General features: G+C 65.4%; 22 protein-coding genes. 14 read left to right on the top strand and 8 right to left on the bottom strand.

The window, feature by feature from the left end:
- The 3 genes from DYI42_RS14995 to DYI42_RS14985 all read left to right on the top strand — a co-directional run.
- Positions 1–375 (top strand): DNA translocase FtsK (locus DYI42_RS14995; protein WP_274608825.1); only part of this gene is annotated, 375 nt, incomplete at its 5' end.
- A 4-nt stretch (positions 376–379) separates the two neighbouring features.
- On the top strand, positions 380–1,096 hold the full coding sequence (locus DYI42_RS14990; RefSeq protein WP_213546803.1) for a hypothetical protein: 717 nt from the start codon (positions 380–382) through the stop codon (positions 1,094–1,096).
- A gap of 266 nt (positions 1,097–1,362) precedes the next feature.
- Positions 1,363–1,965 (top strand): LolA family protein, encoded by a 603-nt coding sequence (locus DYI42_RS14985; protein ID WP_213546802.1) that lies wholly within the window; start codon positions 1,363–1,365, stop codon positions 1,963–1,965.
- 56 nt (positions 1,966–2,021) lie between these two features.
- Here the strand turns inward: DYI42_RS14985 and DYI42_RS14980 are convergent, their stop codons facing one another.
- Entirely contained in the window at positions 2,022–2,609 is a 588-nt protein-coding gene (locus tag DYI42_RS14980; RefSeq protein ID WP_213546801.1) for a transglycosylase SLT domain-containing protein, read from the bottom strand.
- Positions 2,610–2,712: 103 nt separating this feature from the next.
- Positions 2,713–3,594, bottom strand: coding sequence for an AEC family transporter (locus tag DYI42_RS14975; RefSeq protein ID WP_213546800.1), 882 nt, complete (start codon positions 3,592–3,594; stop codon positions 2,713–2,715).
- Positions 3,595–3,679: 85 nt separating this feature from the next.
- Between DYI42_RS14975 and hspQ the strand changes: the two genes are divergently transcribed.
- Positions 3,680–4,006, top strand: coding sequence for a heat shock protein HspQ (gene hspQ, locus DYI42_RS14970; RefSeq protein WP_213546799.1), 327 nt, complete (start codon positions 3,680–3,682; stop codon positions 4,004–4,006).
- Positions 4,007–4,045: 39 nt separating this feature from the next.
- Here the strand turns inward: hspQ and DYI42_RS14965 are convergent, their stop codons facing one another.
- The 3 genes from DYI42_RS14965 to DYI42_RS14955 form a co-directional block, all read right to left on the bottom strand.
- Positions 4,046–5,614: a gamma-glutamyltransferase family protein gene (locus tag DYI42_RS14965; protein ID WP_213546798.1), complete on the bottom strand. Its 1,569-nt coding sequence runs from the start codon at positions 5,612–5,614 to the stop codon at positions 4,046–4,048.
- A 313-nt stretch (positions 5,615–5,927) separates the two neighbouring features.
- Entirely contained in the window at positions 5,928–6,437 is a 510-nt protein-coding gene (locus tag DYI42_RS14960) for an ATP-binding protein (protein WP_244867948.1), read from the bottom strand.
- 12 nt (positions 6,438–6,449) lie between these two features.
- Positions 6,450–6,794, bottom strand: a complete 345-nt coding sequence (locus DYI42_RS14955; protein ID WP_213546797.1) for an STAS domain-containing protein — start codon at positions 6,792–6,794, stop codon at positions 6,450–6,452.
- A gap of 94 nt (positions 6,795–6,888) precedes the next feature.
- Between DYI42_RS14955 and DYI42_RS14950 the strand changes: the two genes are divergently transcribed.
- From DYI42_RS14950 to DYI42_RS14925, 6 genes are read left to right on the top strand one after another with little or no spacing between them, the layout of a single operon-like run.
- Complete coding sequence (locus tag DYI42_RS14950) at positions 6,889–8,049, top strand: acetyl-CoA C-acyltransferase (protein WP_213546796.1); 1,161 nt, start codon at positions 6,889–6,891, stop codon at positions 8,047–8,049.
- On the top strand, positions 8,036–8,512 hold the full coding sequence (locus tag DYI42_RS14945; protein WP_244867947.1) for a GAF domain-containing protein: 477 nt from the start codon (positions 8,036–8,038) through the stop codon (positions 8,510–8,512). The genes DYI42_RS14950 and DYI42_RS14945 overlap by 14 nt, the downstream gene beginning before the upstream one ends.
- Positions 8,509–8,880 (top strand): GFA family protein, encoded by a 372-nt coding sequence (locus tag DYI42_RS14940; RefSeq protein ID WP_213546795.1) that lies wholly within the window; start codon positions 8,509–8,511, stop codon positions 8,878–8,880. The genes DYI42_RS14945 and DYI42_RS14940 overlap by 4 nt, the downstream gene beginning before the upstream one ends.
- On the top strand, positions 8,877–9,248 hold the full coding sequence (locus tag DYI42_RS14935; protein WP_213546794.1) for a GFA family protein: 372 nt from the start codon (positions 8,877–8,879) through the stop codon (positions 9,246–9,248). The genes DYI42_RS14940 and DYI42_RS14935 overlap by 4 nt, the downstream gene beginning before the upstream one ends.
- Positions 9,245–9,892, top strand: a complete 648-nt coding sequence (locus tag DYI42_RS14930) for an RluA family pseudouridine synthase (protein WP_213546793.1) — start codon at positions 9,245–9,247, stop codon at positions 9,890–9,892. The genes DYI42_RS14935 and DYI42_RS14930 overlap by 4 nt, the downstream gene beginning before the upstream one ends.
- 9 nt (positions 9,893–9,901) lie before the next feature.
- Positions 9,902–10,486: a hypothetical protein gene (locus tag DYI42_RS14925; protein WP_213546792.1), complete on the top strand. Its 585-nt coding sequence runs from the start codon at positions 9,902–9,904 to the stop codon at positions 10,484–10,486.
- Positions 10,487–10,502: 16 nt separating this feature from the next.
- Here the strand turns inward: DYI42_RS14925 and DYI42_RS14920 are convergent, their stop codons facing one another.
- The gene (locus DYI42_RS14920) at positions 10,503–11,171 is read right to left on the bottom strand and encodes a glutathione S-transferase family protein (RefSeq protein WP_213546791.1); all 669 of its coding nucleotides are present in this window, start codon (positions 11,169–11,171) and stop codon (positions 10,503–10,505) included.
- Between the two features lie 86 nt (positions 11,172–11,257).
- Positions 11,258–12,979: a gamma-glutamyltransferase gene (ggt, locus tag DYI42_RS14915; RefSeq protein WP_213546790.1), complete on the bottom strand. Its 1,722-nt coding sequence runs from the start codon at positions 12,977–12,979 to the stop codon at positions 11,258–11,260.
- 258 nt (positions 12,980–13,237) lie between these two features.
- Here ggt and DYI42_RS14910 point away from each other — a divergent pair, with 258 nt between their 5' ends.
- The 4 genes from DYI42_RS14910 to DYI42_RS14895 all read left to right on the top strand — a co-directional run bounded on the left by DYI42_RS14910 (position 13,238) and on the right by DYI42_RS14895 (position 16,151).
- Positions 13,238–13,891, top strand: coding sequence for a redoxin domain-containing protein (locus DYI42_RS14910; RefSeq protein ID WP_213546789.1), 654 nt, complete (start codon positions 13,238–13,240; stop codon positions 13,889–13,891).
- Positions 13,892–14,024: 133 nt separating this feature from the next.
- A complete protein-coding gene (locus DYI42_RS14905) occupies positions 14,025–14,693 on the top strand; it encodes a peptidoglycan-binding domain-containing protein (protein WP_213546788.1) in 669 nt (222 codons plus the stop codon).
- Positions 14,694–14,724: 31 nt separating this feature from the next.
- Positions 14,725–15,393 (top strand): hypothetical protein, encoded by a 669-nt coding sequence (locus DYI42_RS14900; RefSeq protein ID WP_213546787.1) that lies wholly within the window; start codon positions 14,725–14,727, stop codon positions 15,391–15,393.
- A gap of 2 nt (positions 15,394–15,395) precedes the next feature.
- The gene (locus DYI42_RS14895; RefSeq protein WP_213546786.1) at positions 15,396–16,151 is read left to right on the top strand and encodes a metallophosphoesterase; all 756 of its coding nucleotides are present in this window, start codon (positions 15,396–15,398) and stop codon (positions 16,149–16,151) included.
- Positions 16,152–16,213: 62 nt separating this feature from the next.
- On the opposite strand, the gene pnp is transcribed toward DYI42_RS14895, so the two are convergent.
- Entirely contained in the window at positions 16,214–18,349 is a 2,136-nt protein-coding gene (gene pnp, locus DYI42_RS14890) for a polyribonucleotide nucleotidyltransferase (RefSeq protein ID WP_213546785.1), read from the bottom strand.
- Positions 18,350–18,476 lie beyond the last annotated feature (127 nt).

Here is an 18,476-nt window from a genome sequence, read left to right as displayed (position 1 = left end):
GGCGGGCGCATCACCCGCGTCCACGGCCCGTTCTGCTCGGATGAAGAGGTCGAGGAGGTCGTGAACCACCTCAAGAGCTTCGGCGCGCCTGAGTACGTGAGCGGCGTGGTCGAAGGCCCGGATGACGACAAGGAGAGCGACATCGACCTCGTCCTCGGCCTCGGCGGCAACACCGATGGCGAAGACGCACTCTACGATCAGGCCGTGCAAGTGGTGATCCAGGATCGCAAGTGCTCCACCAGCTACATCCAGCGCAAGCTCGCCATCGGCTACAACAAGGCCGCCCGCCTCGTGGAGCAGATGGAAGACAACGGGCTGGTGACGGCGGCCAACCACGTCGGCAAACGCGAGATCCTGGCGCCTGAGCAGAATTGATCCCGTGGATGAACTGCACGCGCTGCGCGACGGCCTTGCCCGCTGCCGCGCCGCGCCACTTCGCGATGCACGGAAGATCGGCAAGGGGTTGGCCCATCAGGCGCTTGAACTGGAGAAATCCGGCGCGTTGAAGGCGCCTGATGCCATGACGCTGGCGATCGAAGCGCTTGGCCTCGGCGCCGATGTTCACACCTATCCCCAGCGTTATCGGATGGCCCGCGCCCGCCTGCTGGCCGCCCGCCGCGCCGCCCTCGGTTTGCCGGAGCCGGAAGTGGCACTGGAGAAGGCCGTCACGCTCGACGTGGAGGCCGGGATGCTGCTGATCTCAGACGAAAGCCTCGATGTCTGGAGCCTGCTGGAGGCCAGCGCGCCTCAAGTCGCCCTCGCCGGAGCGGGAGCCGCGGGGATCGCCCTCGGCGGCGATGGCAGAGTGAAGATCCGGCTTCGCCTTCACGCCTCCGGCCCCGCCGAGCCGCTGGCCAGCGAGTTTCGCCGTCTGCGACAGGCAACGCCGGAAATGCCACTGGTCTGCACGTCCGGTGCCGTGGTCATTCAAAGCGGCGGTGCGAAACGCCTGCGCATGCCGGTTCCCCCGGGCGCCTACAGCCTGGCCGCCTTTGGTCTCGGCCTCGGGCGCGCCCCTCAATGCCTCGTCATTCTGTCCCCTCAGTTCGCAGGCCCACCACCTGCGCCCGCCATTATGCCAGAGCTGCCGCTTTAAGCCTTGTCGGTCCGCGCCATTAACCACGATTCCGGCCCAAACCCATATGCATGGAATGTGCATCGCCTGTGCATCACTTGTGCCCCTCCCAGGTTCGCGCCCTGTTCCCCCCGGCAACCCTTTGGCGCGACGGCATAAGCGGTGGTTAACCGATAGCTGGGGTCAACACCCCAAACTCGCCGCCTTGTTATCGCATATCACCGCCAAACCCCCTAAGTAGGGCGTTAACGGGCATCACGCCCCGCATGTAACAAGAAAGGCGCCGCATGAAACTCCTGCGCACCCTGATGGCCCCCGTCCTGCTGATGGCCCTGGCCCTTCCGGCCTCGGCCCAAAAGGTCTCCCTGTCGGAATTGTCGAAGTATCTCAACAACTTCACCACGGCGACCGGCGAGTTCACCCAGATCAACGCAGATGGCACCATCTCCACCGGCCAGATCTACATCCACCGCCCCGGGCGCATTCGTTTCGAATACAACAAGCCCGACGACAGCCTCGTGATCGCCGGCGGCGGGCAGGTGGCGATCTTCGATTCCAAGTCCAACACCGGCCCCGAGCAATACCCGCTCCGCCGCACGCCGCTCTCGATCATTCTGGCCCGCACCGTTGATTTCAACCGCTCCGGCATGATCACCGGCCACAAGTCCGACGGCATAACCACCACCATCCGCGCCCAGGATCCCGAGCACCCGGAGTATGGCCATATCGAGCTGGTCTTCACCTCGTCGCCGGTGGAGCTGCGGCAGTGGATCATCACCGATGACGCGGGTTCGCAAACCACGGTGGTGCTTGGCGCGCTGAAGAAGGGCGGCAACCTGCGCAGCTCGCTGTTCAACATCCCAGCCGAGATCAACCGCCGCAAACCCTGAGTTCTGGCATGGTTTTCAAGGGGCTGGAGGGCGCACCCTCCGGCCCCTTTTTCGTGTCAGGCCTTGCCGCAGGAGATCAGTTGGGCGCGGTAGATTTCCGAGCGCGCGCCCACCTCGCCAGCCACCCGAACAAGCCAGGGCTTGGCGTTGTAGGATGCTCTGCGATAGCCGGTGTGTCCCTCGTGATAGGCAAGATACTGGTTGCGCGCGTCGGTCAGCGAGATGCCGTTCCGCTCGCGGGTCTGGTTCATGTACCAGCCCATGAAGTCGGTGGCGTCCTTGATGTCATCCCGCTTGGCGCGGCGGTTGCCGGTCTCGGCCTTGTATTCTTCCCAGGTTGCATCCAGCGCCTGGCTGTAGCCGAAGGCCGAGCTTTGCCGCCCCATCGGGATCACCCCCACCGCCCAGCGAAAGGGGGTGCGGGCATCGCCGTCGAATTTGCTTTCCTGGTAGATCGTTGCCATCTGAACATGCACAGGCACATTCCAGCGCCGCTCGGTGCGCTTCATCGCCCTCAGGTAATGGGGCCGCTCATCTGCCAATGCACATGCATTTTCAAGATTGCGCGGGCTTTCCAACTCTCGCCCACCGCCACAGCCTGCAAGTAGGGCCATGACCAGCACACAGCTGATTTTCCTCAACATCGTCGCTCGCTCGCCTCGTTTGCGCGGTCTTTGCCGCTTTTGAGCAAGATTAAGCGAAATCTCCGGCTGGGGGAATGTAGAACTGCGCCGGTCGGATCACATTTCAGATCAGGAAGGCCAGCGCCAGCGGCAGGAAGGCGACGGAAAGCAGCGTCGAGGCCACGACAAGGCCCGCAACGGCGGTGCTGTCCGCCCCGAAGCGTTCGGCCAGTAAGTAATTCGTAACCGCAATAGGGGTTATGAGTTGCAACACCAGAACGGCAAAGGCGGTGCCCTCCAGCCCAAAGAGACAACCCGCGCCCACAGCGATGGCCGCACAAAGCGCCGCCTTGAGGAGCGAAAGCCAGAAGGAGCGGCCAAGGTCACCGGGCTGAAGCCGCGCAACGGCCACACCGAGGGTGATGAGCATGAGCGGAATGGCAACCTGCGCGATCAGGTCGATGGTGTTGGTGATCCAGAGCGGCGTCTGCCAGCCCTGCCACAGGAAGAGGGCCCCAAGCGCGGTGCCCACCACGACCGGCTCCTTGAGAGACTTCAAGGGGTTGCCGCCGCCCGAAACGAGCCAGATGCCGAAGGTGAAGCTCATCATCGCCATGATCGCAAAGATCACCACGGCAAAGCCCAGCCCCTCCTCGCCGAAAGCAAAAAGCGCGAGGGGCAGACCGAGGTTGCCGGTGTTTCCGAATATGAGCGGAGCCAGGTAGGTGCGCCTGTCGAGTTTCAGGACGAAGGCGAGCAGGGTGAAGACGGCAATCACGGCGAGATAGGCCACCAGCGCTGCCAGCGACACGGCGGTGAGCGCCTGCGGGTCGATCTCGGTTTTCATCAGCGCGCCGAAGATCAGGCAGGGAATCGCCAGCGTCATCACCAGCCGCGTGATGAAGCGCATCGGGTAGTCCTGCCCGAGCTTGACCCACGCAAAGCCGATGGCCGCCAGAATGAACACGGGCGCGACGATTTGCGCCACTGTCAGAACGAGGTTCACACACTGTTTCCCTGTTTTTCCGGGCCGATTTATAGACATCGGCCTTGGCCTGCACTAACCATCGGGGCGTGGGGAGCACAATGGTATGATGAAAACCCGGGCGAAATATCACCTCGGACAAGTCGTAAAGCATCGCAAACACCCGTTTCGCGGGGTGGTTTTTGACGTCGATGCGATGTTTTCGAACACCGAAGAATGGTATGATGCCATTCCAGAAGAGAGCCGCCCCTCCAAGGACCAGCCGTTCTATCACCTGCTCGCGGAAAACGACCAAAGCTACTACGTGGCCTATGTCTCCGAGCAGAACCTGATGGCCGATTACTCCGGCGAACCGGTCGATCACCCCGACCTGCCCGATCTCTTTGGCCCCTTCGAAGACGGCGTCTACCCGCTGCACTTCCAGCTCAACTGACTGGCGGCAAACGAATTTTCGTACGAAAATGCGGAGCCCTCAGTAGCCGAGCGCACACCCGTCCTTTCGCGGGTCCGATGCGCCGACCAGCACGCCCTCTGGGGTGATCCGGATCGCCTGCGCACCGCCGATGGGGGCCTCGGCGGGCACCACCTTGTGGCCCAGATCGGTCAGTGCGGCGCGGGTGGCCTCGGGGAAGGGCGCTTCAAGCTGCAACTCGCCCTTCTCGGCAAAAAGGCGCGGAAAGTCGATCGCCTCCTGCGGGTCCATCCCGAAATCCAGCATGTTGGAGGCGAATCGCGCGTGGCCCGCCGCCTGGTATTGGCCGCCCATCACGCCGAAGGGCATCTCAACCCGGCCATCCTGAAGCATCATGCCGGGAATGATCGTGTGCATCGGCCGCTTGCCCGGGCCCACCTCGTTCGGGTGGCCCTCCTCAAGTGTGAACCCCGCGCCGCGGTTCTGCATCAGGATGCCGAATTTCGGGCTGGCGAGGCCGGAGCCGAAGCTGTGGAACACCGAGTATATCAACGAAAGTGCCATGCCGTCCCGGTCCACCACGCAGAGGTAGACGGTGTCGCGATGCACCGCCTCCGTCACCGTGCTCACCTGCGCCATCGCCCGCTTCGGGTCGATCAGCGCGGCCAGCTCCTGCGCCAGGCTCGGGCGCAGCAGGGCGGCAGGGTCTTTCATCGCCACGGGGTCGGCGATGAGCCGGTTGCGGGCGTCATAGGCCAGCTTGATCGCCTCGGCCTCGATATGGCTGCGCTCCGGCCCCAGCGGGTCCATTGCGGCAATGTCGAACTCGCCGAGGATCGCGGCCAGCAGCAGCGCGGTGGTGCCCTGACCGTTGGGCGGATGCTCGGCGATCTCCCGGCTGCGGTAGGGGCCTGTGAGCGGGCTGCCCCAGTCGGCCGTCACGCTGGCAAAATCCTCTGGCATGTGGCTGCCACCGGCAACCGCTGCCAGCATGTCTTCGGCCACCTCTCCTTCATAGAAGGCGCGAGGGCCGTGCTCAGCCACCCGGCGCAGCACCTCCGCCTGGCCGGGGCTGCGAAAGATCTCGCCCACCTCGGGCACCTTGCCGCCCGTCAGATAGTGCTTCCGCGCCGCCCCTTGCAGCGTGGCTTCTGCCGCTTGCCAGTCGCGCGCCACGCGCGGGGCAACCGGCACGCCCGCTTCCGCATAGTGGATCGCCGGGGCGAGGCTGGCGGCGAGGCCCTTGCGGCCATAGCGCTCGGAGAGGGCGGCAAACCCGGCGATTGCACCCGGCAGCGTGACGGCGTGGGGAGAGGTGAGGGGGATCACGTCCCCCTCGGCCCGGAGGCTGGTGGCGTCGATCCCGGCAGGCGCACGGCCCGAGCCGTTCAGGGCGTGGATGTCATCGCTGCCCGCAGGCTTCACCAGGGCAAAGCAATCCCCACCGATGCCGGTGCTCTGCGGCTCGCAGATGCCAAGCAGGACCGCTGCGGCGATGCCCGCGTCCACGGCGTTGCCGCCAGACTTCAGCATCTCGACGGCGACCTGGGCGGCCAGCGGGTGTGACGTGGCGCAGAGGCCGTTGGTGGCCAGCACGGGTGAACGGCCGGGGTATTCGAAATTGCGCATAGGTGTCCCTCCGGCGGCCAGAGTAGGCGGCACGCGTCGGGGCGGCAAGGCGGCGATATTGGAGAAAGAGAAGTCCTCGACGCCACGCACTGGGTGGGGGCTATGAAGCGTGGCGCCGAGGGAAGCTATATGCAGCTACCCGTCCCTTTTGCCGTTTGATCCTGTCTGGCTTTGGGTCGCATCAGGACCATTTTGGGGCGTGAATTTCCAACGCCGAAACAATGGCTCGGCAGCGGAGGATTGGGCATGGAAAACGGGTCATATTCCGGCGGTATTCGCCCTTGCGCAGGCCACCGCCGCGCCCTGATCCGTGTCAGCGGGGGGCGGGCAAGGTGGCAAAATCCAGCGAGAAGCTGAGGCGATTCTCATCGCCCGAGCGGCTGTAGCTCAGATCTTTCGAGAGTTGCCGGATGAGGAACCAGCCAAAGCCGCCCTCGGGGAGGGCTTCAACCGGCACGTCAACATCGGCGGCCTTCCCGCTTGGCGCATCGAACCCGGGCATGGCGCGGCCCTGGTCGGTGACGGTGCAGAACAGCCTGCGCACACCCTGGAGCACGGTGATCTCGATCACGCCCGAATCCGCCGTGTCATAGGCATGTTCGACCACGTTGTTCAGCACTTCCGCCAAAACCAGTTCAACGGTGCCGCGCTCATCCTCCGAAAGTTCCAGTGGCGACAGATCAACCAGCACCCGCTCCAGCGCCCGGCGCACCTCCATCGGCGTGCTGGAAAGCACGATGCGCAGCGCGTTGCGCGCCCGGCAGGGAGCAGGTTCGGCGGCTGGCTGGGCCGGCAAATCGGTAACGCTGGCACGGTTGGGCATCGCGCGGCCCGATCAGGCGGCGTTTTCGCCAGAGGCCAGGGCGGCCTCGGCAGAGCTGTGGATCGTGAAGACCGTGTCCATCCGCGTCAGGTGAAACACCTTGGCGACCGTCCGGCTCAGGCCGGCCAGTTCCAGTTTCGCGCCTTCGTCCACCTGTTTCATCGCGCCCACCACGGCCCCCAGCCCCGAGCTGTCGAGAAATCCGACTTCGCTCATATCCAGCACGATGCGGCCCGCATGCCCTGTTGTGGCGTCGCGCATGGCTTCCTTGAAGGTCACGGCCACCGCCGCATCGATCCGGCTCTCATGCACCGTGACGAGCAAGGTTTTGCCCTTCCGGGTTGCTTCAACGTTCATGGCCCGCTCCCGTGGCAGTTGAGGGTGCCTCAGGCCTAGACGCCAAACCTTACCATTCGGTATGCACGATGCAGATAGATTGCGGGAGTGAGAGATGGCACGGGTCGGAATTGCTGGGGCGTCGCGGACGCCGATGGGCGGCTTTCAAGGCGTTTTCGCCGATGTCAGCGCCGCCGCACTCGGAGGTGCGGCGATCCGCGCTGCGATGGCGCAGGCTGGCGCCGAGGCGGCCGACGAGCTGCTGATGGGCTGCGTGCTGCCCGCAGGGCAGGGCCAGGCCCCGGCACGGCAGGCAGGTTTCGCCGCAGGGCTGGGCGAGGATCTGCCCGCCACCACGCTCAACAAGATGTGCGGCTCGGGCATGAAGGCCGCGATGGCCGGGTTCGACACCATCGCTGGCGGTGGGGCCGACGTGGTGATCGCTGGCGGGATGGAGAGCATGACGGGCGCACCCTATCTCCTGCCCAAGATGCGCGGCGGTGCCCGGATCGGCCACCAGCAGGTGATCGACCATATGTTCCTCGACGGCCTCGAAGACGCCTATGACAAGGGCCGCCTCATGGGCACCTTCGCCGAGGATTGCGCCGAGAAGTTCCAGTTCACCCGGCAGGCGCAGGACGACTACGCCCTCGGCTCGCTCGAAAACGCGCTGGCCGCCCAGAAGGAAGGCCGCTTCGAGGGTGAGATCACCCCGGTCACTGCAAAAGGCCGGAAAGGTGAGACGTTGGTGGGTGAAGATGAGCAGCCCGGCAACGCCCGCCCCGAGAAGATCCCCACCTTGAAGCCTGCTTTCCGCGAGGGCGGCACGGTGACGGCGGCCAACAGCTCTTCCATCTCCGACGGGGCGGCGGCGCTGGTGCTGGCGGGCGAGAATTCGGGCCTGCCGATCCGCGCCCATATCCTCGGCCATGCCTCCCATGCGCAGGCCCCCGGCTGGTTTACCACCGCGCCCGTGCCCGCCGCGCAGAAGCTGCTGAAGCGCCTCGGCTGGGGCGTGGAGGATGTCGACCTCTGGGAGGTGAACGAGGCCTTCGCTGTGGTGCCGATGGCCTTCATGCGCGAGATGGGCGTGGCGCGGAGCAAGATCAACGTCAACGGCGGGGCCTGCGCCCTCGGCCACCCCATCGGGGCCTCCGGCGCGCGGATCATCGTCACCCTCCTCAACGCGCTGGAAAAGCGCGACCTCAAGCGCGGCGTGGCCGCCATCTGCATCGGGGGAGGCGAGGGCACGGCCATCGCGATTGAACGTGCCTGAGGTGGATTACGCCGCACTTGTGAAGGTGGTCGAAAGCCTCACAGAGAACGAAACCGACGAGGTGGCGCTCATGGCCACGCTCGCCTGCGAGATTCACCACGCCGACGACCGGTTTGACTGGACCGGCTTTTACCGCGTCACGGCGCCGGGGATGCTGAAGATCGGCCCCTATCAGGGCGGCCACGGCTGTCTTGTCATCCCTTTCGGAAAAGGCGTCTGCGGCACCTGCGCCGCCACGGGCGAGGTCCAGCTTGTCGATGATGTCGAGACCTTCCCTGGCCATATCGCATGCTCCTCCTCCACCCGCTCGGAAATCGTGCTGCCGGTGCGCGGCGCCTCCGGCCGGCTGATCGGCGTGCTGGATATCGACAGCGACCGGCCCGCCGCCTTCACCCAGGCCGATGCCGAGGGTCTGGCGCGGGTGCTCGAGGCCGCTTTCGGCAACGGAGGGCACTGGCGATGAGCCTGAAGGGAAGCTGCCTCTGTGGCGCGATCCGCTTCGAGGCGACGGGCGAACCGCAGGGGGTGTCGGTCTGCCATTGCGGGCAATGCCGCCGAATGTCGGGGCACCTCTGGTCCTCGGCCTATGTGAAGGACGCGGAGCTGACGATTCAAGGCGAACCCCAGTGGTATGTCTCCTCCGAGACCGCCAAGCGCGGCTTCTGCCCTACCTGCGGCAGCTTCCTCTTCTGGAAGCACAATGCGGAAGGCACCACCAGCTTTGCCCTCGGCGCCATCGATGGCCCCACCGGCCTGACCCTGCAAAAGCACATCTTCACCGCCGACAAGGGCGACTACTATGACATTGCCGACGGGGTGGAGCAGCGGTGAGCCTCTCCGGCCGATGCAACTGCGGCGCGGTGCGCTTCACCGTTACGGGCACGCCCGATGAGGCGGTGGCCTGCCATTGCACGCAATGCCGCAAGCAGTCGGGGCACTTCATGGCTGATGCCGAGGTGCCGGAAAGCGAGATCGTGATCGAAGGCGAGGTGCGCTGGTATCACGCGAGCGAGACGGCCCGGCGCGGCTTCTGCCCGGTCTGCGGCTCCGGCCTGTTCTGGCAGCGCCTCGGTTCAGGCGACATGGGATTCTCGCTTGGTGCGCTCGAAGGCCCGACCGGATTGCGGTTGGAGAAGCACATCCATACGGCCTCCAAGGGCGACTACTACGAGATCGCCGACGGGCTGCGGCAGGCATGAGTGACAGCTACAGCCCGCCCGACACGCCGCTCGACGTGCTCCACCACGATCAGGATCTGCTGGCCGTCAACAAGCCCTCGGGCCTGCTCTCCGTGCCCGGCAAGGGCGCACATCTCGCCGATTGCCTGCTCACCCGCGTGCAGGCCGCCTTCCCCGAGGCGCTATTGGTGCACCGGCTGGACCGTGACACATCTGGGGTGATGGTTTTTGCCATGACCCCCCACGCCCAACGCCACCTCGGCCTGCAATTCGAGCGCCGGCGCACGAAAAAGCAGTACGTGGCCCGAGTCTGGGGCGAGATGGCCGACCCCGAGGGCGAGGTGAACCTGCCGCTCATCGTCGACTGGCCCAATCGCCCGCGCCAGATGGTGGACCATGAAAACGGCAAGCCCGCACTGACCCGCTGGAAGCGCCTCAAGGCGACGGGCGGGGAGAGCCGGGTTCGGCTCATGCCCGAAACCGGACGAAGCCACCAGCTGCGGGTGCATATGCGCGAAATCGGCCACCCGATCCTGGGTGATCCGTTCTATGCGACAGGCCCGGCACTGGACTTCCCCCGCCTCATGCTCCATGCCGAGATGCTTCGCGTGCTCCACCCGGACGGCGGCAAAGGCGTGAGTTTTCGGGCGAAGGCACCGTTCTAGGAGGCCATGATGGAGTTGAAGACACCCGTGAGCCTGGCCTATCCGCTCACGGTCGACGAGGCCCATGCCACGCCCGGCGGGGCCGTGAAGGCGGGCGAGGTGCTGCTGACGGTGCGCGCCGCTGATGGACGGCGCGTCGGGCTGAAGGCCAGGGGCGACGGGGTGCTTGATGGCAGCCTGCCGCCCGAAGGCCTGTTGATCGAGGCGCCCATCGTATTTGCCCGCCTCATCGCCACCACTCCCACCCCGGCGGGCAGCCCGGCAGGGGTGGTGCTGGGCTGGGTGCTGACCCTGCCGCTCGGCTTCATCCTCGGCTATGCGGCGGGGCTCTTGGCCCTCATGCTGGGCCGTTGGCTGCCCGGGGCGAACCTCTGGCTCTGGGGGCTTGCCTGCGGTGTTGCGGCGGTCGCGGGCTTCGTCCTGACGGCGCGACTGGTCGACAGGCTGGGCCGCGGCGCGCCCCGCGGGGATGGCGTAGCCATGCTGGGAGCGCTGCTGGCGCTTTCCGTTACGCTGGCGATGGGGCCGCTTGAAGGCCACCTCCATGACCTGACAGGCGGGCTCATCGGCAGCGCGCCCACCGCCGAACCCTAGCCCGCCGCCCCGGCGTCTACCGCGCGTATTTCGCCGCGTTGCTCTCGATCTCCGCGATCTGGTCGCCCATGGCCTTTTGATAGGCCGGGCGCGACAGGCACCGGTCGCGGTAGGCCACCAGCGTCGGGAAATCCTCGATCAACGCAAGCCCGTCGAGCCCGTGCAGCACCGAGGCCATCATCAGGTCGGCCACGCAGAAGCTGTCTCCCAGCAGATAGTCTTTCTCCCCCAGCGCTCCGGCCAGCCGCTTCAGCTTCTTGCCCGCCATCGCCCGCAGGGTGGGGGCCACGCGTTCGGCGGCCTCACGGTCTTCCACGAAGGTCTGGACGGTGCCGACAACGCCGGTCAGCGGCTCGACCGAGTTGAGCGCGGCAAAGACCCAGCTCAGCGCGGCGTAACGGTCCACCTCTGGCGGCAAAAGCACGTCGCTCTGCTCCGCGATCCGCCAGACGATCGCGCCGCTCTCAAACATCGGCGCGCCGTCGACCTCCAACACCGGCACCTGCCCGAAGGGCTGGCGGGCGAGATGCTCGGGCTTGCCCTGCGTGCCCATGGCAACATGATCCACGTCATACGATAGCCCTGCCTCGATCAGCGCCCAGCGCAGGCGAAAATCCCGAACCTGACCCTTGGCGAAATCGGGCACCCAGTCATAGCCCCAGACCTTTAGCTGACTTTCTTTCATGGCTCTCTCCGCTTCAGAAGAGTTGAGATCAACATATACTGGAGGGAAGAGCAAGCCCGCCGACCATGGCCGGCGGGCCCGTCAGTTCAGTAGCCCACGGTCGCCGCGTCCACCCGGCGCGGGTCGGAGGCGCCGAAGAGCAGGCCGCTCTCCTTGTCGACCATGATCGACTGGGTCGAGCCCATCACCGACTTGCGGCTCACCGTGTGACCCTTCTGTTCGAGAATCGCGATGGTATCGGGGCTGATCCCCTCTTCGATGCGGATCTCGTCAGGCAGCCACTGGTGGTGGATGCGCGGCGCGGTGCTGGCCTCGGCGATATTCATGCCGTGGTCGATCACGTTCATGATGACCTGGAGCGTGGTGGTGATGATGCGCGAGCCGCCGGGCGAACCGGTGACCATGAACACCTCGCCATCCTTCATCACCAGCGTCGGGCTCATCGACGACAGCGGGCGCTTGCCGCCCTCCACCGCGTTGGCATCCCCGCCGATCAGCCCGTAGGCATTGGGCACGCCCGGCTTGGCGGCGAAGTCGTCCATCTCGTTGTTCATCAGCACGCCGGTGCCATCGGCCACCATGCCCGAACCGTAGCTGAAGTTGATGGTATAGGTGTTCGACACCGCGTTGCCGTCCTTGTCGACGATCGAGAAATGGGTGGTTTCGTTGCTCTCGTAGGGGGCCAGATCGCCCGGCTTGATCGTGCTCGAAGGGGTGGCCACGTTGCGGCTGATCCCTTCGCGGATCCCGGCGGCGTAGTCCTTCGAGGTGATCTCGGCCAGCGGCACATCCACGTAGTCGCTGTCGCCCAGATACTCGGAGCGGTCGGCATAGGCGCGCTTCATCGCTTCGGACATCAGGTGGATCGTCTCCGCCGAATTGTGGCCGAGAAAGCCCACCGGATACTCTTCCAGCACGTTCAGGATCTGCACGATATGCGCCCCGCCGGAGGAGGGCGGCGGCATCGAAACGATCTCGTAGCCGCGGTAGGTGCCCGTCACCGGCTCGCGCAGCACGGCCTTGTAATTGGCCATGTCCTCAACGGTGATCCGTCCGCCAGCATCGGTCACCGCCTTGCTGATCGCCTCGGCCACTTCACCCTCGTAGAAGCCTGCTGGCCCCTCGTCGGCAATCTTCTGAAGCGTCGCCGCCAGATCGGCCTGCACCAGCCGCTCGCCGGGCTCGTAGAAGCTGCCATCCTCCTTGTAGAAAATGGTCTCGGAGGCGGGCCACTTCTTCAACCGGCCCTCCAGCCCCTTGAGGCTGTCGGCGAGGCCCGGCGTCACGTCGATCCCGTCACGGGCCAGCTCCAGCGCGGGCTGCACCACCTCGGCCAGCGTCATGGTGCCATACTCGTCCAGCGCCATCTGCATGCCCGCAACCGTGCCCGGCACCCCGGTCGCCAGCCCGGTGAAGCGGCTCAGATTGCTGTCGGCATTGCCCTCGGCATCGAGGAACATATCCCGATCCGCCGAGGCAGGCGCCATCTCGCGGTAATCAATCGCCTTGGTCTCACCACTCTCGGCGTCATGCACGATCATGAAGCCGCCGCCGCCGAGGTTGCCCGCGCGCGGCAGGGTGACGGCCAGCGCGAAGGCCACGGCCACGCCCGCATCCACCGCATTGCCGCCAGCCTGCAAGATTTCGAGCCCAACCTGCGCGGCCACCGCCTCCTGCGCCGAGACCATGCCGTTCTGCGCGTAGACCGGATGAATCCGGTCGTCGCCCGAGAAGATCGCCGCTTCCTGCGCCACCCCCGGCGCGGCGACAAGCGAAAGGGCCAGCGCCCCCGCGATGACTGGTTTCATGTCTCTCTCCCTGTTTTTGTGAAGTCCGTCCTCTCAAACCTGTGATGAGTGGCAGCCGAGGCAACCGGCTCGGCGGGTTTTCGCCCATGGGTTGATCGTCGCCGCAAAACCCCCGTGCTGCGCGCCGCCCGGCACCGAAACACGCGTTCCCAATGTCGCGGCAGCGTCAAAACGCCCTCCTTTCCGACCCCGTCGGCCCCTTCCAATTCGGGAAGCTGAATGTATCTATGCCACAAGACCAAACGTCAGGAGGACACCATGGCCTTGCGCATCAACGATACCGTCCCGAACCTCACCTTCCCGACCGACCTCGGCGAGCTCACGCTGCACGACTGGATCGGTGACAGCTGGGCGGTCATTTTCTCCCACCCGAAAGACTTCACCCCGGTCTGCACCACCGAGTTCGGCGCAGTCGCCCAGCTTGCCGACGAGTGGGAAAAGCGCGGCACCAAGGTGCTTGGCGTTTCCGTCGACGGGGCGGAAGATCACAAGAAATGGAAGGGTGACATTGAAAGCTTCGGTGGTGCCAAGGCGGGCTTTCCCATCGTGGCCGATACCGAGCTGACCTTCTCCAAGGCCTTCGACATGCTCCCCGCCGACGCCTACCTGCCCGATGGCCGCACCCCGGCCGACAGCGCCACCGTGCGCTCGGTCTTCATCATCGCGCCCAACAAGAAGGTGCAGCTGATGATGACCTACCCGATGTCGGTGGGCCGCAACTTCGCCGAGGTGCTGCGCGCGCTCGACGGCCTCCAGCGCACCTACGAGCAGCCGCTGGCCACGCCCGCCAACTGGGAAACCGGGCAGGATGTGATCGTGGCGCTCGCGCTCGATGACGCCGCCGCCGAAGAGAAATACGGCGCGCTCGACAAGAAACTGCCCTACCTGCGCTTCGCCAAGAACCCGGGCTGAGGCCTGCCGTGAGGTTGCGGTGCAACTTCCCGTAACTGTGAGAAAGCCCCGTTGGAGTGAACGGGGCTTTTTTGTTACGCTCTCCTGCGAAAGGTGCGGCGGGCCACCCTCGGGCCCGGTGCAAATGGATTGAATGACGAACTCATACCGGCGGATTTTCGTCGCGCTTGTCCTCGCGTTCGGGTCGATGCTGACCCTCTTGCACCCCTCCTCCGCACAGGAGGCGGGGACCGCCGCCGATGGTGGCGCCGCACTGGTGATCGATGAGCCCGAGGACGTCGAACAGGAGGGCGTGGATACCGCCGGGATCGTCGGCGAGGATATCCAGGTCACATGGGGGGACGATGGGGTGCCCATCGTCCGCGTGGCCATCCCGGCCACCGTCTTCATGCCGATCGAGGAGGAGGAGAAGGAAGACATGTACTTCACCCTCCAGGAGGAGCTCAACCGCCTGGGCTGTGATGCAGGTCCGGTCGATGGCGACTGGGGCCGCAACTCGGAGCGGGCGATGGACCGGCTACGCGATGCAGTGCCCGATATCGCCGAGATGGAGCTGTCCATCACCCTCGCAGGACTGTTGCAAAAGATGCCCGAGGGCACCTGCCCGCTGGTCTGCTCGGTGCGCGAGGTAAAGGTGGAAAACCGCTGCGAGCTCAAAACCTGCCCCTCCGGCCAGTACCTGGATACCCGGGGCACCTGCCGCGTTCGGCAGGCCAAGGCGTCAAAGCCCAAGGCCTCCGGTGGGGGTGGTGGCGGCGGGCGCAATTGTGCAACCTACAATGGGCGGACCTATTGCAACTGAGCCGGGTCCGGGGAAATCGAGGGGATAAACGATGCTGAGATGGATCCTTGCCACCGCGCTGCTTGCCAGCCTCCCCGCCACCACGGCGCAAGCTGACCTGAAGCTGCGCATCACCTTCACCGAGAAACAGGTGCTCTCCCGTGGGTTCGGCCGCTCCAACGACACCTGCCGCACCATCTATGACGTCAACCAGTTCGGGCGGCTTCTGGCCATCGAAACCGTCAAGTCCAACTGCAAGACCTTCGAGATCGGCGCCAAGCGCGGAGCCGATGGCTCCGCCGCAGCGCTGGTGTTCGAGGGCCGGTCCAGCCGCACGACCAAGAGCTGCACCTACGCCGCCAAGAGCCGCACCGAGCGGTGCAGCGACGGCTCCCGCGTGCGCCTGCCGCCGGGCATCCCGGTGGACTACAAGGCCAACCAGGTGACAACGGCGCGCTACCAGCTGTCGAACAGCGGACTCACGGCCAGCATGGGGGTCAACCGCGTGCTCACCACCGCCGAGGGCAGCAAGCAGGTCACCGAGGCCGGCTTCCGGATGAAAGTCGCGCTGCAAGGCGGCAAGTGCCAGCTGACAGAGCTGGTCTCCTCCTCCAAGACCACCGTCGCCGAACCCGGTCGTGGTCGGGTGGTGAAGGGCGCAACCCAGCGCGAAAGCCGCAAGCTTGTGAAGGCCGAGAGCTGCCAGGTCATCAGCCGATAGACATGCTCGGCCTGAACAAGCTTTTCACCCGAAGCGGTGCAGCCGCCGCCGTGGAGTTTTCCGGCGGCCCGCCCGCGCCCGAAGCCCCCTTCGTGGCGGTGGGAGACATCCACGGGCGGGATGATCTCCTCGCCCGCCTGCTGGCAAAGCTCGACGCAGATGCTCCCGGCCTGCCCCTCGTCTTCGTGGGCGATTACGTGGATCGCGGCGAAGCCTCTGCGGCGGTGCTCTGGCGGCTAAAGGCGCTCTGCGCGGAGGGCCGCGCCACCTGCCTGCGTGGCAACCACGAAGAGATGATGCTCGACTTCGCCGGTGGTAAATATCCCCGCTGGCTGGCTTTCGGCGGGCTGCAAACCCTTGCGAGCTTCGGGATCGGGGCCGAGGTGTCGGAAACCGGCGGCCCGGGGCTGGAGGCGGCGCAGGCGGCGCTGGCCGAGTTGTTGGAGGCCGAGGGGTTGCTGGCCTGGCTCAAGGGCCTGCCGCGCTACTGGCAAAGCGGCAATGTCGCCGTCACCCACGCCGGGGCCGACCCGGCGCGCCCGCTAAACGCCCAGAAGACCGCACTCACCATGGGCCACCCCGAGTTCTTCTCCACCCCCCGCACCGACGGCAACTGGATCGTCCACGGCCACTACATCCGCGACACCCCCGAAGTGCACCCGGGCCGCATCGCCATCGACACCGGCGCCTACGCCACCGGCCAGTTGACGGCAGTGGTCATCGCCCATGATCGTCCACCCCGGTTCATTAAGGCATGAACCCGATGCAAAAGGGCCCGAGGTTTCCCCCGGGCCCTATTTTGTCTCGCTGAAAGAGCGCCTTACTCGGCGGCTTCTTCCTTCTTCACCTCTTCGCCGGTCTCCTGGTCCACGACCTTCATGGAGAGGCGCACCTTGCCGCGGTCATCGAAGCCCAGCAGCTTCACCTTCACGTCCTGGCCTTCCGTCAGCATGTCGCTGGGGTGGTTCAGGCGCTTGTTGGCGATCTGGCTGACGTGCACGAGGCCGTCGCGCTTGCCGAAGAAGTTCACGAAGGCGCCGAAGTCGACGATCTTCACGACCTTGCCGTTGTAGATCTTGCCCTCTTCCGGCTCGGCGACGATCGAGTGGATCATCTCGCGGGCCTTCTCGATGCACTCGGCATTCGGCGAGGCGATCTTGATGACGCCATCGTCGTTGATGTCGACCTTGGCACCCGAAACCTCGACGATCTCGCGGATCACCTTGCCGCCCGAGCCGATCACTTCACGGATCTTGTCGGTGGGCACGTTCATGGTTTCGATCCGCGGGGCGTGCGCCGAGAACTCGGTGCGCCCGGCGGTCAGGGCCTTGGACATTTCGCCGAGGATGTGCATCCGCGCGTCCTTGGCCTGGGCCAGGGCGGTCTTCATGATCTCGGGCGTGATGCCCGCAACCTTGATGTCCATCTGGAGCGAGGTGATGCCCTCTTCCGTGCCGGCCACCTTGAAGTCCATGTCGCCGAGGTGATCCTCGTCGCCCAGGATGTCGGTCAGGATGGCGTAGTCACCGTCTTCTTCCAGCACCAGGCCCATGGCCACACCGGCCACCGGGGCCTTCAGCGGCACACCGGCGTCCATCATCGAAAGCGAACCGCCGCAGACGGAAGCCATCGAGGACGAGCCGTTGGATTCGGTGATCTCGGAGACCACGCGAATGGTATAGGGGAAGTCGGTCGGCGCGGGCAGCACTGCCTGAAGCGCACGCCATGCCAGCTTGCCGTGGCCGATCTCGCGGCGCCCGGTAAAGCCAAAGCGGCCAACCTCACCCACCGAGTAGGGCGGGAAGTTGTAATGCAGCATGAAGTTGCTGCGGTAGTTGGCGTGCAGCGCGTCGATGATCTGCTCGTCGTCGCCGGTGCCCAGGGTGGTCACGGCCAGCGCCTGGGTCTCGCCACGGGTGAACAACGCCGAACCGTGGGTCCGGGGCAGAACGCCCACCTGCGAGTCGATCGAGCGCACATCGGTGGTGGAACGACCATCGATCCGCTTGCCGTTCTTCACCACGTCACCGCGCAGGATGGAGCTTTCCAGCTTCTTCAGCGCGGAGCCGAGGTTGGCGTCGGCCTTCTGCTCGTCGCTCAGCGCGGCGAGGATCTTCTCCTTGGCGGCGGCCACGGCAGCGGTGCGCTCCTGCTTGTCGAGGATCGCGTAGGCAGCGCGCATGTCGTCCTCACCGGCGGCCTTCACGGCAGCGGAAAGCTCGGAGTAATCCGGCGGCTGGTAGTCGAACGGCTCTTTCGCGGCTTCTTCGGCCAGCGAAATGATGAGGTCGATCACGGGTTGGATCTGCTCATGCGCGAAGGTCACGGCACCCAGCATCTCGTCCTCGGAAAGCTCGTAGGCCTCCGACTCGACCATCATCACCGCGTCCTTGGTGCCGGCGACCACAAGATCGAGGCGCTGGTCGGGGTTCAGACGCAGCTGGTCCATGTCCTGAACCTCGGGGTTCAGCACATATTCGCCATCTTCGAAGCCAACGCGGGCGGCGGCAATCGGGCCCATGAAGGGGGCGCCGGAGATGGTGAGCGCGGCGGAGGCCGCGATCATCGCCACGATGTCGGGGTCGTTGACCAGATCGTGGGAAAGCACGGTGCAGATCACCAGAACTTCGTTCTTGAAGCCGGGGACAAACAGCGGGCGGATCGGGCGGTCGATCAGGCGCGAGGTCAGCGTCTCTTTCTCGGTCGGACGACCTTCACGCTTGAAGAAGCCACCGGGGACTTTACCGGCAGCGTAGTATTTCTCGTTGTAGTGCACGGTGAGCGGGAAGAAATCCTGCCCTTCCTTCTGCGTCTTGGCGAAGGTCACGTTGGCCATGACAGAGGTTTCGCCCAGCGTGGCGATCACAGAACCATCGGCCTGGCGAGCCACACGGCCCGTTTCGAGAGTGAGGGTCTCTTCGCCCCACTCCATGCTTTTCGTCGTAGTTTTGAACATGTTCGTTTCCTGTAGAGGAGCACTCCCGGGCGTATCCCGGGTCTCCCGTTTGAGTGGCGGCCCCATTGCCGCCGGCCCCTTTCATCTATTCCATCGAGCGCCGGGGCCTTGGCGCAACGTCTCAGAT

It is taken from the genome of Vannielia litorea, assembly GCF_018424695.1.
Classification (GTDB): Bacteria; Pseudomonadota; Alphaproteobacteria; order Rhodobacterales; family Rhodobacteraceae; genus Vannielia; species Vannielia litorea_A.
This window is presented reverse-complemented; position numbering and strand designations above follow the sequence as displayed.